This window comes from Caballeronia zhejiangensis, from assembly GCF_022879815.1.
Taxonomy (GTDB): domain Bacteria; phylum Pseudomonadota; class Gammaproteobacteria; order Burkholderiales; family Burkholderiaceae; genus Caballeronia; species Caballeronia zhejiangensis.
This window is the reverse complement of sequence record NZ_CP084283.1, coordinates 453,934-466,945: the sequence shown is the minus strand read 5'-3', so window position 1 is coordinate 466,945 and position 13,012 is coordinate 453,934. Positions and strand designations below refer to the sequence as shown.

The 13,012-nt window shown below is 64.6% G+C and carries 12 protein-coding genes; 3 read left to right on the top strand and 9 right to left on the bottom strand.

What is annotated here, in order from left to right:
* Positions 1–21 precede the first annotated feature (21 nt).
* Positions 22–1,113, top strand: coding sequence for a YheT family hydrolase (locus LDZ23_RS02230; protein ID WP_244807711.1), 1,092 nt, complete (start codon positions 22–24; stop codon positions 1,111–1,113).
* Positions 1,114–1,119: 6 nt separating this feature from the next.
* Positions 1,120–1,704 (top strand): DUF2946 family protein, encoded by a 585-nt coding sequence (locus LDZ23_RS02225; RefSeq protein WP_244807710.1) that lies wholly within the window; start codon positions 1,120–1,122, stop codon positions 1,702–1,704.
* 5 nt (positions 1,705–1,709) lie between these two features.
* Here LDZ23_RS02225 and LDZ23_RS02220 read toward each other — a convergent pair whose 3' ends face one another.
* The gene (locus LDZ23_RS02220; protein ID WP_244807709.1) at positions 1,710–3,680 is read right to left on the bottom strand and encodes a M48 family metalloprotease; all 1,971 of its coding nucleotides are present in this window, start codon (positions 3,678–3,680) and stop codon (positions 1,710–1,712) included.
* Between the two features lie 167 nt (positions 3,681–3,847).
* On the opposite strand from LDZ23_RS02220, the gene moaC reads away from it, so the two are divergent.
* Complete coding sequence (moaC, locus tag LDZ23_RS02215; protein WP_008351343.1) at positions 3,848–4,345, top strand: cyclic pyranopterin monophosphate synthase MoaC; 498 nt, start codon at positions 3,848–3,850, stop codon at positions 4,343–4,345.
* Between the two features lie 4 nt (positions 4,346–4,349).
* Here the strand turns inward: moaC and LDZ23_RS02210 are convergent, their stop codons facing one another.
* The 8 genes from LDZ23_RS02210 to recA form a co-directional block, all read right to left on the bottom strand.
* Positions 4,350–6,155, bottom strand: coding sequence for a PglL family O-oligosaccharyltransferase (locus LDZ23_RS02210; RefSeq protein ID WP_244807708.1), 1,806 nt, complete (start codon positions 6,153–6,155; stop codon positions 4,350–4,352).
* A gap of 162 nt (positions 6,156–6,317) precedes the next feature.
* Complete coding sequence (locus LDZ23_RS02205) at positions 6,318–6,908, bottom strand: pilin (protein ID WP_008351347.1); 591 nt, start codon at positions 6,906–6,908, stop codon at positions 6,318–6,320.
* Positions 6,909–7,019: 111 nt separating this feature from the next.
* On the bottom strand, positions 7,020–7,730 hold the full coding sequence (locus LDZ23_RS02200) for a TerC family protein (protein WP_008351349.1): 711 nt from the start codon (positions 7,728–7,730) through the stop codon (positions 7,020–7,022).
* Positions 7,731–7,838: 108 nt separating this feature from the next.
* Positions 7,839–8,720: a succinate--CoA ligase subunit alpha gene (sucD, locus tag LDZ23_RS02195; RefSeq protein ID WP_008351350.1), complete on the bottom strand. Its 882-nt coding sequence runs from the start codon at positions 8,718–8,720 to the stop codon at positions 7,839–7,841.
* Positions 8,721–8,817: 97 nt separating this feature from the next.
* Positions 8,818–9,984 carry an ADP-forming succinate--CoA ligase subunit beta gene (sucC, locus tag LDZ23_RS02190; RefSeq protein WP_008351353.1) on the bottom strand — a complete coding sequence of 389 codons (1,167 nt, stop codon included), beginning with the start codon at positions 9,982–9,984 and terminating at the stop codon, positions 8,818–8,820.
* Positions 9,985–10,089: 105 nt separating this feature from the next.
* The gene (locus LDZ23_RS02185) at positions 10,090–10,728 is read right to left on the bottom strand and encodes a DUF2889 domain-containing protein (RefSeq protein WP_034470713.1); all 639 of its coding nucleotides are present in this window, start codon (positions 10,726–10,728) and stop codon (positions 10,090–10,092) included.
* 112 nt (positions 10,729–10,840) lie between these two features.
* Positions 10,841–11,788 (bottom strand): recombination regulator RecX, encoded by a 948-nt coding sequence (recX, locus tag LDZ23_RS02180; protein ID WP_244807707.1) that lies wholly within the window; start codon positions 11,786–11,788, stop codon positions 10,841–10,843.
* 19 nt (positions 11,789–11,807) lie between these two features.
* Complete coding sequence (recA, locus tag LDZ23_RS02175; RefSeq protein WP_008351360.1) at positions 11,808–12,878, bottom strand: recombinase RecA; 1,071 nt, start codon at positions 12,876–12,878, stop codon at positions 11,808–11,810.
* Positions 12,879–13,012 lie beyond the last annotated feature (134 nt).

Here is a 13,012-nt window from a genome sequence, read left to right as displayed (position 1 = left end):
AGACGTCTGTCGGGAGGGGCCATGAAGCGCGATCCGTTGTTGAAGCACGATTCGTCGTTCGTGGACAAAGCGCCCGCCGTGGCACTGAAGGAAACCGCGCGCCTGCTTTCGCCGGGCGCCGCCGAATGGCTCTACAGCGCGCCGCGCTGGCTGCCCACGAGCCATGCGCAAACCATCGTCCCGGCGCTCTTCGGCCGCAAGCCCGACGTGCGTTACCGGCGCGAGCGCTGGAATACGCCCGACGGCGATTTCATCGATCTCGACTTTCTCGCGCACGATCCCGCCGATCCCGCCGATCCCGCCGATCAACCCGCCGCGAACGCCCCGCTCTTCGTGCTCTTCCACGGCCTCGAAGGCAGTTCCGATTCGCACTACGCTCGCACGATGATGGCCGCCGCCCGGGCGCGCGGCTGGCACGGCGTCGTGCCGCATTTCCGCAGTTGCAGCGGCCCGCTCAATCTGCTGCCGCGCTTCTACCATCTCGCGGACAGCGCCGAAGTCGACTGGATTCTGCGGCGGCTCGCGCAAGTGCATCGCGGGCCGATCGTCGCGGCGGGCGTGTCGCTCGGCGGCAACGTGCTGCTGCACTGGCTGTGCCAGCGCGGCACGGACGCGTCGATCATCAGCGCGGCGGCGGCCATTTCCGCGCCGCTCGATGTCCACGCGGGCGGCCTCGCGATCTCGCAAGGCTTCGGCATGGTCTATACGCGCAGCTTCCTGAAGTCGCTCAAAAAGAAGGCGCTCGCGAAGCTCGGGCAGTATCCCGGTCTCTACGACCGCAACGCCGTGCTCGCCGCGCGCACGCTGTACGAGTTCGACAACGTCGTCACCGCGCCGCTGCACGGCTTTCGCGACACCAATCACTACTGGTCGACGGCGACGATCCGCGCGCATCTGAAGCACATCGAAGTGCCCGCGCTGCTGCTGAACGCGCGCAACGATCCGTTCCTGCCCGAGTTCGCGTTGCCGTCGACGGCGGAAGTATCGGCGCGCGTGACGCTCGATCAGCCGAACCACGGCGGGCACGTCGGCTTCATGACGGGACCGTTTCCGGGCCGGATCGACTGGCTGTCGCAGCGCGTGTTCGGTTATCTGGAGAACTTCGTTTCGTGAACCGTCATGGATGACATCGTCAAGCAGGCGCTCGCCAAATGGCCCAACGTTCCGCACTGCACGGGCTGGCTGCTGCTCGACCGGCGCGGTCAGTGGCGCATGCGCGACGACGCCGCGCAAGCCGCCGGCGAACTCGGCACGCCGATCCGGCATGAGGCGCTGCTGGGCTTCATCAACCGCAACTACGAAAGTGATGCCGACGGCCAGTGGTTCTTTCAGAACGGCCCGCAGCGCGTGTATGTTGAGCTCGTGTACACGCCGTGGATCGTGCGTCTGCATGCGGCGGACGGCGCATTGCGGCTGATCGATCAGGGCGGCGCGCCGTTCGAGCCGGCGCATGTCTGGATCGACGACGCAGGCGGCATTCTCCTTTCCGATGACGCCTCGCCCGCACGCATCGCCGCCCTTCACGATCACGATCTCGAACTGTTCGCGGACCACGCGTCGCTCGACGATGCCGGCACACGCGGCGTGTTCCACTTGCGCGACGGCGTCGATCTGACCGTGCAGCCGATCGCCCGCGCCGATGTCGCCGCGCGCTTTGGCTTCGTCGCGAGTCCGGCCGAACGCGCCGCCGCGAAGAAAGACTGAGCTAGCTAGCCGTTCTTCTCCATCTCGCGCTCTTCCTTGTAGCGCGTCTCGAAATCGCGCAGCCGGGCGGAAATCGTCGAAAGATCGTAGAAACTCGCGGTCTTGACGTCGCGCGCTTCCTTCAGTTGCCGGATCGCGGATGCCCACGCGCCATCGAGCGCGAACTTTTCCGCCATCGCCTGATGCTGTTGCAGCGGATCGTTGAGACCCGCGCTTGCCTGCGCGAGATAGAACCACCAGTCGGGGCGCGTCGGCTCGGCGCGTGTTTCGCGGCGCGCGAGCATCTGGGCGTCGGCGAAGCGGCGCGCGGAAAGCAGCGTCTGCAGATGCACGTCGATGGCGGCGTGCGACGCCGGCCAGCGCTTTTGCGCGAGGTCCGCGAGGCGGATCGCATCGTCGTTGCGACCGGCGCGGCGCGCGATGTCGGCGGCGAGCACGTCGAGGCTCGGCGTGCTGCGCAGCGCCGGCGGTGCGGATTGAGGTTTCGCCGGCGGAGCCGATCGGGCTTCGACGCGAACCGGTGGAAGCACGATGTCGCTCTTCGCGCGCAATGCATTGCCGTTGCCGGAGTCTCCGAGATTGAGCGGCGTGCGCGCGTTGTCGAGCGGCGTCGCGATCGTCGACGCATCCGCGTTGCGCAGCGACGGCTCGCCGCTCTTCTTGCGCGGAGCCGGCTGCGTTTGACCAACCGCGCGATCCTCCTTTTGCACTTGCGCCGATGCCGCCGCCGCGCTCGCCTCCTCGCCCTCGAATAGCGCGCGCGCCTTCGCGAGCGCGTCGCTGGCCGCGTCGTGATTGCCCAGCAGCGATTGCGCGAGCGCGATGCCGTACCAGTTGGACGCGGGATTGAGCGCCGTCTGATCCTCGATTTCCGATTTGAGCCGGCTCGCGACCTCGCGATAATCACTCGCGTAATTCACCTGCAGCACGCGCGCCCGGGCGCGCACGAACGCGTATTCGGCCGACTGACGCGGCTGCCGGTACGGCACGCGCCGCGCGCGGCCTTCCATGTCGGCGATGCGGTCGATCGTGAGCGGGTGCGTGCGCACGTACGGCGGCACGCCGTTATCGGCCATCGACGCGCGATCGAGACGCTCGAAGAACGCTGCCATCGCGTAAGGATCGTAGCCGGCGGCCGCGAGCATCTGGAAACCGACGCGGTCGGCCTCGTGCTCGGCCGCGCGCGAGAAGCGCAACTGATTGTCGACGGCGAACGCCTGGCCGCCCATCGCGATGCCCATGCCGAGATCGCCGCTATGGGCGAGCAGGCCCGCGAGCAGGCCGGCGAGCATCCCGGCGAGTGCGGCGTAGGAACTCTTTTCCTGCGTGCTGAGCATCCGCGCGATGTGCCGCTGAAGGACGTGCCCCATTTCATGGCCGATGACCGACGCCAGCTCCGATTCCGTTTGCGTCGCGGCAATCAGCCCCGTGTTCACGCCGATAAAGCCGCCCGGCATCGAAAACGCGTTGATCTGCGCGTCGCGCACGGCGAAGAGATCGAAATCCGGCCGATAGCCGCCGAGATACTGCGTCGCCGCCGCCGCTGAAAGCTTCGACGAGATCGAGTCGAGATAGTCGCGCAGCAGCCAGTCGTCGAGATAATCGGGATCGGCGCGCACTTCGCGCATCATCTTCTCGCCGACCTTGCGCTCGGCCTGCGGCGTGAGGGAGCCGCCGGAGCCGTCGCCGAGATCCGGAAGCTGCACCGACGACAGCGGCGCGCGCAAACCGGACATCGTCCCGGGGCGGTTCGCGAAACGGCTTTCCGCGCCGCCGTAGACGCCGAACACGCCTTCCGCGATGTTGCCCGGCACGTCGCCGCTGGCGCTTTCCTGCGACGCGCGCAGTTGCGCGGCCGCGAGCGTGCCGGTCGAGCCCGCGGAAGGCGAACTGGATTGCGCCAGCGCCGCGGGCGGCATGGCGAGGGCGACGCAAAGGAGGGAGGCGAGCGCGCGGCTCGGACGTGTGAAATGCATGGCGCGAAGCGCCGATAGTCGGCTCGAGAATCGAAACGGGCTTATCGTATCAAGTGTTGCGCGCGGCGCGTCTCAGGTCGGCGGTGCGTCGCGCCGGACCGTGGCGTTCTGCGGAAAATCGCGCGGATTCACGCTGGTATGATAGGCGCCCATTCGAAGGAGACGCTATGTCCGGACTCACCCATTTCGATGCCGCCGGCGAGGCGCATATGGTCGATGTCGGCGCGAAAAACGAAACGCGCCGCGTGGCCGTTGCACGCGGCTCGATCGCGATGCTCGCGCCCACGCTCGCGCTGATCCGCGAAGGCCGAGCGAAAAAAGGCGATGTGCTGGGCGTCGCGCGCATCGCCGCGATTCAGGGTGCGAAGCGCACGGCCGATCTGATTCCGCTGTGTCATCCGCTGGCGCTGACGCGCGTCGCGGTGGATTTCACGATCGATGAAGCGCTACCCGGCGTGCACTGTGAAGTGCGCGTGGAGACGGTCGGGCGCACGGGCGTGGAAATGGAAGCGCTGACCGCCGTGCAGGTCGGATTGCTCACGATCTACGACATGTGCAAGGCGGTGGATCGGGGGATGACCATCACCAATGTGAAAGTGATGGAAAAGCACGGTGGGAAGTCGGGGGATTGGGTGGCGGACGACCAGCCGTCGCCCGCGCCCTGACCGCTCACTCTTCTTCCTCATCCTCCGAAGGCTCCTGATTCGGCAGCGGCACACCATACAGCTTCACCAGATCCGCCTTGAACGACGCCAGCGGCTTGCCCGCTTCGTCCGCCAGATCGTAGACGGCCAAAAGCTGCTTCGGCCAGTCGTGCAACTGCGTCGCGAAGATCTTCAGGCGCGCCATCGTGTCGAGCGCCTCGGCCTTCTGCCCGGCGAGCGCCTGCAACACCGCGTAGCGGCGCAGCACGGTCTCCCCCGGCAACAGCGCAATCGCCTTCCGATGCGCCGCGAGTTTCTCCTCGACGTTCTGCGCGTTGATCGGCAGCAAGGTCGCCGCACCGTATTCGCCCCACGCCGTGAACAGGAAAGACGGATTTTCACGATACTGCTCGGCCGGGCGCGAGCCGTAGTACAGCACTTCCGCGCGGTTGTAGTCGCGTAAGGTCGGATACAACGCCGCGAGCCCGCCGAGCACCAGCACGACATATACGCCATAAGAGAGCGGACGCGGAACCAGCCGCAAGGGACGCGTCTCCAGAAGGCCGATGACGAGCATCGCCGGCATCAGAAAGAACATGTACTGCTGCGGATACTCGACGAGCGCATGCATCATCAGGACGCCGAGCAGCGACAATCCGAAAATGCGCGCCGGCGTCTGCGGCGCGCGCAGCACGCGAATCAGCCAGAATACGACGCTCGCGACCAGAATCGCGACGCCGAGCGCACCCGTTTTCGCGAGCAGATCGATGAAGATGTCGTGCGCGTTGTTCGCGATCTCGACGCCGCCCAGATCGCGCACGAGGTCGAACTGATAGCGCGGAAACTCGCCCCATCCGACGCCCAGCAGCGGATGCGTCTTGAACATCGTCCAGCCGTACTTCCAGAGCGCGAGGCGCGGCGCGATCTGACTCGCTTCCTGCATGCGCTCCGCCGCCGATTGCGCGAGCCCGAAATCGAAGCGCACGTTCGCCCAGCGCACGGCCGCGTTCACCGCGAAAAAGACGATCGCGAGCAGAATCGGGACGATCCACGCGCGCGTATCGCGGCGGCCGGGGCCGTCGAAGCCTTCCGACGCGACCGGCCGCCCGAGCACGAACGCCATCCAGAAGCCGGCGACGACTATCACCGCCGTCTGCAGCCACGGCCCGCGCGATACGGTCAACGCGAGCCCGAGCGAGTAGATCGCCGACAAGATCAGCCACAGAACGAGCGGCAGCCGACGCGCCTGCACGAAATAAAGCGCGCCCGCCAGCGCGAACGCGATCACGGTCGCGAGGTGATTCGCCTGCGCCATGTTGCCGAACGGGCGCCGTTCGATCATCACGTTGTACGCGACCACGAACGGCGTGAATTTCACTTCGAGATGCAGCAACTGCACGATCTGACAGAAGACCGCGAACAGTCCGCCGACCATCAGCGCAGCCGCGCCGATACGCAGCGTCTTCTCGCCGAGCCCCGCCCGCACGAGACCGAAGCCCGTATGCACCGCGAGAAACGAAGCGAGCAGAAACGCGCCGCCGAGCCAGTTCATCGATGGCTGCGCGATCGGCAACAGCACCGTCTGCGCGACGAGCAACACGCCGAACGCAAGCGGCATCAATGCGACGACCGGCGATGCGAACGGCACCTTCGGCTCGGAGACGCGCACGAGGAGCGCAACCGTCGCACCGAGCGCCAGATAAAGCGCGAGCGCGCTGTATTCGGCGTAGAAGGTCGGAATCGGATACGTGTGGTTGACGACCGCGAAGGGAAACGTCAACGCAAGGCACAGAACGGCGAAGCAGAGAAAGCGCGCGTATTGGGAAGGCATGAGGAACTGGGAACGTCGGCGACCGGCGCACTATACAAAACTTTGCCCCCGCTGTCCGTCGAACGGCCGGTTTTGCTACCAAATCGCCAACTTTCGCGCAAAAACGACGGCGCGACGGCGCGGCGGCGACGTAAATCCTCCCGCCGCGCTTCGCGTCAGTGCTTACGCGCGGCACTCCGGCGGTGCGAGATTGCCTGGCAATGTCGGTGCCTGCGCGGGCGTCGGACCGGCGCCCGGCGCGGGCAGCGACGACTCGGTCTTCTTGCCCGCGAAGCATTCCCACGTCACCGACCCCGATTGCACGGAACCGCGGCTGAGCGACACGCGCGCCGTAGGTGTATCGGCGTTGTCGGGTGTCGAAGGCACGAGCACCAGCGTGTTCGAACCCGCCGGCGCGACGCGCGTCGTATAGGCGATCGTGATCTGCCCGTTGTCGCTGTCGACGTGAATCGACTCGACGTTGCGCGTGCCCGGCGGCGACGCGAATCCGCCCGCCAGATCTGCGCCGCTCGCCGCGTTCTCCGCCACTGCGAGGCGCGCGGCCGCCGCGAGCGTCATGCCCTCGCCCACGCGGCTTCGGGCAAGATAATCCTGATACGCCGGTATCGCATACGCCGCGACCACGCCGACGATCGCAAGCACGATCATCAGTTCGATCAGTGTGAAGCCGCGTGTCAGCGCATCTTTCGTGCGCCCGAACCACCATGCGCGCCGTTCGCGCGGCACGTCCAAAACCGAAGCCTTCGTCGTCATTGCTACTCCCTGAAAAACAGAAAAGCGCCCTTCCGCGCAATGCGGTCAGGACGCTTCGATCGTATTCAGGGAGCCGCTCCGGCGGCAGTCAGCCGAACGGCCTAGGAGAAATCAACCCGCCGCGCGATTGCCGTCGGCGAGCGCGCGCCGCTTGAGCAGCCAGCCCAACGCGACGACAAGCAACGCGCCCGCCAGACGCGCCGCATATCCGACGAGTTCGGTATTGAGCGCGGGCCATCGGTCGATGAATGGATCGTCGATGATGAGGCCGCCCGCGATCCAGCCGAGCAGACCCGCGCCGAGCAGCACGACGGCGGGCAAGCGGTCGAGCAGCTTCAGCACCAGCGTGCTGCCCCAGACGATAAGCGGAATGCTCACGACCAGGCCGAAGATCACCAGCGTGAGCCTATGACGCGGATCGGCGGCTTCGGCCGCGCCCGCGATCGCGATGACGTTGTCGAGGCTCATGACGGCATCGGCGACGATGATCGTCTTCACCGCCGCCCACAGCCGGTCGGATGCGTCGATCTGATGATCGTCGTGGTCCGGCTGCATCAGCTTTACGCCGATCCACAGCAGCAGCAAGCCACCGAGAAACTTGAGAAACGGAATGTCGAGCAGAAAGACCGCGAACGCGATGAGCACGACGCGCAGGATGATTGCGCCGAGCGTGCCGAACACGATGCCGCGCGTGCGCTGCCGATCCGGCAGATTGCGGCAGGCGAGCGCGATCACGACGGCGTTGTCGCCGCCGAGCAGAATGTCGATCACGATGATCTGAACGACCGCGCCCCAATGGAGCGTCGAAAAGAATTCAAGCATGAGGCTGAAATGAAAAAAGCGAGGAAGCAGCGCTCCCTCGCTTTTCAATGGCTTTTACGAAAGGAATCAGTAAGAGTACCAAACCCTCGCGTAATTTGCCTGCTTCGATCAGAGAACCGACTTCAGCAGACGTGCCATCTCCGACGGATTCTTCGTGACCTTGATGCCGCACGCGTCCATGATTTCGAGCTTGGCGTCAGCCGTGTCCGCACCGCCCGAGATCAGCGCGCCTGCGTGGCCCATGCGCTTGCCCGGAGGCGCCGTCACGCCCGCGATGAAGCCGACGACCGGCTTCTTCATGTTGTCCTTGATCCAGTAAGCGGCGTTCGCTTCGTCCGGACCGCCGATCTCGCCGATCATGATGACGGCGTCCGTTTCCGGATCGTCGTTGAACATCTTCATCACGTCGATGTGCTTCAGACCGTTGATCGGATCGCCGCCGATACCGACCGCCGACGACTGGCCGAGGCCCAGCGCCGTCAACTGGCCGACCGCTTCATATGTCAGCGTGCCCGAACGCGACACGACGCCGATGCGGCCCTTCTTGTGGATGTGACCCGGCATGATGCCGATCTTCAGCTCGTCCGGCGTGATCGTGCCGGGGCAGTTCGGTCCGAGCAGCAGCGTCTTGCGATTTTCGCGGCGCATGCGGTCCTTGATTTCGAGCATGTCGCGAACCGGAATGCCTTCCGTGATGCAGATCGCGAGATCGAGATCGGCCTCGACGGCTTCCCAGATCGCGGCGGCAGCGCCCGCGGGCGGCACGTAGATGACCGAAACGGTCGCGCCGGTTTCGGCCTTCGCTTCCTTCACGGACGCGTAGATGGGAATGCCTTCGAAGTCTTCGCCGGCCTTCTTCGGGTTCACGCCCGCGACGTACGCTTCGCGGCCGTTCGCGTATTCGCGGCAGGCGCGCGTGTGGAACTGGCCGGTCTTGCCGGTGATGCCCTGCGTGATGACCTTCGTGTCTTTGTTGATCAGAATCGACATGTAGTGACCTCTGTTCGTTTGGCGTCGCCATGCAAAAAGCCAGGCGCCGCCATTCGTATCTGGTGGAACGCTCTCTTAAGGCAACAAGCGAACGCGCTTACTTGCCTTCGGCCGCCGCGACGACCTTCTGCGCGGCTTCTTCCATGCTGTCCGCCGAGATGATCGGCAGGCCCGAGTCGGCCAGCATCTTCTTGCCGAGGTCTTCGTTCGTGCCCTTCATGCGCACGACGAGCGGCACCTTCAGGTCCACGGCCTTCGACGCAGCGATCACGCCTTCGGCGATCACGTCGCAACGCATGATGCCGCCGAAGATGTTCACGAGGATCGCCTTCAGGTTCGGGTTCTTCAGCATCAGCTTGAACGCTTCGGTCACTTTCTCGGTCGTCGCACCGCCGCCGACGTCGAGGAAGTTCGCCGGCTCGCCGCCGAACAGCTTGATGGTGTCCATCGTGGCCATCGCGAGGCCTGCGCCGTTCACGAGACAGCCGATGTTGCCGTCGAGCGAGATGTATGCGAGGTCGAACTTCGACGCTTCGACTTCAGCCGGATCTTCTTCGTCCAGATCGCGGTACGCGACGATTTCCGGATGACGGAACAGCGCGTTCGAATCGAAGTTGAACTTGGCGTCGAGCGCGATGACCTTGCCTTCGCCGGTCACGATCAGCGGGTTGATTTCCGCGAGCGATGCGTCGGTTTCGAAGAACGCCTTGTACAGGCCTTGCAGGATCGCGCGCGCTTGCGGGATCGATGCATCGGGAATGCCGATCTTGCGTGCGAGATCATCGGCGTCCGCGTCTTGCAGACCGGTCGACGGCTCGACGGCGAACTTGTGCAGCAGTTCCGGCGTCTTTTCCGCGACTTCTTCGATGTCCATGCCGCCTTCGCTCGACGCCATCACGACGATCTTCTGCGAAACGCGGTCGAGCACGAGGCCGACGTACAGTTCCTTCTTGATGTCCGCGCCTTCTTCGATCAGCAGGCGATTGACCTTCTGGCCTTCGGGGCCGGTCTGGTGCGTGACGAGCTGCATGCCGAGGATCTGGTTCGCGTATTCGCGGACCTGTTCGATCGACTTCGCGACCTTCACGCCGCCGCCCTTACCGCGGCCGCCGGCGTGAATCTGCGCCTTGACGACCCAAACCGGGCCGCCCAGCTCTTCCGCGGCCTTGACCGCATCATCCACCGAGAACACGGGTTTGCCGCGCGGGACCGCGACGCCGAATTTCCGCAGGATTTCCTTACCCTGGTACTCGTGAATCTTCATGCGTGATTCCTTCAGTCTGAGAGTTGGAGTGAACTTCTGTTTGCTTGAACCGCTGATTCTTTTCTTGTTTGAATTCCGTGCGTGAGCGCGAGCGCTGCTTGCGCGCTACGAGGCGGACTTTGTCTCCGGCCTGTCTTGCACCGTTGTTCCGGATCTGGATGGTTCGCCGGGCGCGTGGCCGAACCAGCGCGGGTAGTGTTCCCTGACCGCGGGTCCGTCGAAACGCAGCGCGTGGCATCGGCCGAGCTGAAACGGCGGCTCGTCGCGCTGCGCGTTGGCGTCGGCTTGCTTGAATGGATTGCCGTCCTCGATCTTCCAGACGTCGCCCGCGAATGCCTGAATGGCTGCGGTCGGCAAGACCCCGCACAACTCGGTGAGATGCGTGCAGCCGGCAGTGCCGCGCAGCAGCGTGTTGGCTTCGCGGCGAAAATTCTGGAGGAGATTGAGCCCGATGAGCTTGCGATAGACCGCATTGGACTCGGCGCACAAACCGCCATACGGCGCCCAGTCGGACGACGCTTCGACGTCCACGATGCTGAGTGTGCGATCGATGGTGATGCGCAGCCAGAGTTCATGGATCGGCAGGCCGTGCGGCCGGACGCCCGTCGCGAGCTGGAAGTCGCGCGGCTTCTCATCGGTTAGACAGGCTTCGATATCCCACAGGCCGTCGTCGCGTTCGAACGCTTCCACTCGAATCGCGCGGCTATGACGCAATTGTCGGGGAGCGGGAGGCGAGAGAGGCATGCTGGAGTGAGCCGGTACGGGGAAAACCGTGGAATTTTAGCATATCGGGTATTTCGAGCCGGGCATGTGCCTGACGAATGGAACGCGCGTGCGGATCAAGCCGAACGGGCGCTCAGTCGTCGACGATTTCCTCGCTCCAATCTTCGTCACCGCCCTTCAATATCTTGCCGATCGTACCGCTCGAAAAACCGCGCGCAGCCAGAAAGCGCGCCTGCTTGGCGCGCTCGGCGGGCGTCTCCGGCGGCACGCCGTATTTCTTTTCCCACACCGCCCTGGCGCGCGCGGTTTCGGACTGCGCGAGCTTGTCGGCGGTTTCGCTGATGAGCGTTTCGCCGACGGCATGCCGCTTCAGCTCGCTGATGATCCTGCTGCCGCCCATGCGCGACGCCCGCCGATGCACGACGCTCTCGACGAAGCGCTCGTTCGACAGCCAGCCATCGCGCTCGAGACTGTCCAACAGGGATTCGAGCGGAGCGGCTTCTTCGACGTACGGACGCAGCTTGCGCGACAACTCCGCGCGGCTGTACTCGCGACGCGACAGGAACGCGAGCGCGCGGCCCTTCAACGAGCGTTGCGGACGTTTGGGATCGTTGACTTCGTTTGCCGATGTCTTGCGGGTGCGCTGGCTGGAGCGGCTATAAACAGTTTCGCCCGAAACGGCTGGCGATGGCTCGGAAGGTACGCATTGTTCGAAGGGCTCGAATGGATCGGCGTCTTCGAATGGGTCCGGCGGGTTAGCGGACGGCGGGCTGCGATCGGCGGGAGGCGCCTTCGGCTGCGCTGTCGCCTGCTTCAGTAAGGCGCGAGCTTGTTCCAGGCGGGCCGCGCGATCATTCGCGTCTACGCTGCTTTCATCCCTTTTAACAGGCTCGAAAACGCGATGCGCCGACGCGAATGACTTCGCGCCGGCGCGTTCCTTGTTGCTGCGCCTGAAGCCGCCTGACTTCGACGATGCACCGCGCCGCTCGCTGCTTCGCTCGTAGCGATCGACGGAATCGGAATCGTCGCCGGTTCCGTTATCCGCCGGGTCTGCCTTGGATCCGAGCCGGCGCGTCTGCATCTTCCTTCAGGCTCGATGCTTACTCGTCGTCGGCCGCTGCGGCGCTTGCGACGACAGCTTCGCCCAATGCAGCGACGCCCAGCGATTCGCGGATCTTGTTCTCGATCTCGCGCGCGATGTCCGGATTTTCGCGCAGGAATTCCCGCGCGTTGTCCTTGCCCTGACCGATGCGATCGCCGTTGTAGCTGTACCAGGCGCCCGCCTTGTCGACCAGCTTCGCCTGCACGCCCAGATCGATGATTTCACCCTGACGCGAAATGCCTTCGCCATAAAGAATGTCGAAGATGGCTTCGCGGAACGGCGGCGAGACCTTGTTCTTCACAACCTTCACGCGCGTCTCGTTGCCGATGACTTCGTCGTTCTTCTTGATCGAACCGATACGGCGGATATCCAGACGCACCGACGAGTAGAACTTGAGCGCGTTGCCGCCCGTGGTGGTTTCCGGGTTGCCGAACATCACGCCGATCTTCATGCGGATCTGGTTGATGAAGATGACGAGGCAGTTCGTGCGCTTGATCGTGCCGGTGAGCTTGCGCAGCGCCTGCGACATCAGACGCGCCTGCAGACCCGGCAGCGAGTCGCCCATTTCGCCTTCGATTTCCGCCTTCGGCACGAGCGCCGCGACCGAGTCGATCACGATCATGTCGATGGAGCCGGAGCGCACCAGCGCGTCCGCGATTTCGAGCGCCTGCTCGCCCGTGTCCGGCTGCGAGATCAGCAGTTCGGGCACGTTCACGCCGAGCTTGCCGGCGTACTGCACGTCGAGCGCGTGTTCCGCGTCGATGAACGCCGCCGTGCCGCCGAGCTTCTGCATCTCCGCGATCACCTGCAGCGTGAGCGTGGTTTTACCCGACGACTCCGGACCGTAGATTTCCACGACACGACCGCGCGGCAAGCCGCCGACGCCGAGCGCGATGTCCAGCCCGAGCGAACCGGTGGAAACCACTTGAATGTCTTCGACCGCCTCACCTGCGCCGAGCCGCATGATCGACCCTTTGCCGAATTGCTTTTCGATCTGCGAGAGCGCGGCGGCCAGGGCCTTGCTCTTCTCCGCAGTCATGCCAGCCGGGCCTTTCTTGCTTTCTTCCATGAATCGTCCTTTGCTATGATGAACGGCGTCTGAGGCAGTGTTCACGGGGTTTTTCGCCGCTCGATCGAGCATACGAAACCGCCCTTCCCACTCACGCAGACACTGTATAAAAAAACAGTAGTTTTTGCAAGCCT

What these genes read in the sequence shown, in the direction of transcription:
- LDZ23_RS02230 (WP_244807711.1), top strand. Translation starts at nt 22, where the DNA reads ATGAAGCGCGATCCGTTGTTGAAGCACGATTCGTCGTTCGTGGACAAA.
- LDZ23_RS02225 (WP_244807710.1), top strand. Translation starts at nt 1,120, where the DNA reads ATGGATGACATCGTCAAGCAGGCGCTCGCCAAATGGCCCAACGTTCCG.
- LDZ23_RS02220 (WP_244807709.1), bottom strand. Translation starts at nt 3,680, where the DNA reads ATGCATTTCACACGTCCGAGCCGCGCGCTCGCCTCCCTCCTTTGCGTC.
- moaC (WP_008351343.1), top strand. Translation starts at nt 3,848, where the DNA reads ATGTCCGGACTCACCCATTTCGATGCCGCCGGCGAGGCGCATATGGTC.
- LDZ23_RS02210 (WP_244807708.1), bottom strand. Translation starts at nt 6,155, where the DNA reads ATGCCTTCCCAATACGCGCGCTTTCTCTGCTTCGCCGTTCTGTGCCTT.
- LDZ23_RS02205 (WP_008351347.1), bottom strand. Translation starts at nt 6,908, where the DNA reads ATGACGACGAAGGCTTCGGTTTTGGACGTGCCGCGCGAACGGCGCGCA.
- LDZ23_RS02200 (WP_008351349.1), bottom strand. Translation starts at nt 7,730, where the DNA reads ATGCTTGAATTCTTTTCGACGCTCCATTGGGGCGCGGTCGTTCAGATC.
- sucD (WP_008351350.1), bottom strand. Translation starts at nt 8,720, where the DNA reads ATGTCGATTCTGATCAACAAAGACACGAAGGTCATCACGCAGGGCATC.
- sucC (WP_008351353.1), bottom strand. Translation starts at nt 9,984, where the DNA reads ATGAAGATTCACGAGTACCAGGGTAAGGAAATCCTGCGGAAATTCGGC.
- LDZ23_RS02185 (WP_034470713.1), bottom strand. Translation starts at nt 10,728, where the DNA reads ATGCCTCTCTCGCCTCCCGCTCCCCGACAATTGCGTCATAGCCGCGCG.
- recX (WP_244807707.1), bottom strand. Translation starts at nt 11,788, where the DNA reads ATGCAGACGCGCCGGCTCGGATCCAAGGCAGACCCGGCGGATAACGGA.
- recA (WP_008351360.1), bottom strand. Translation starts at nt 12,878, where the DNA reads ATGGAAGAAAGCAAGAAAGGCCCGGCTGGCATGACTGCGGAGAAGAGC.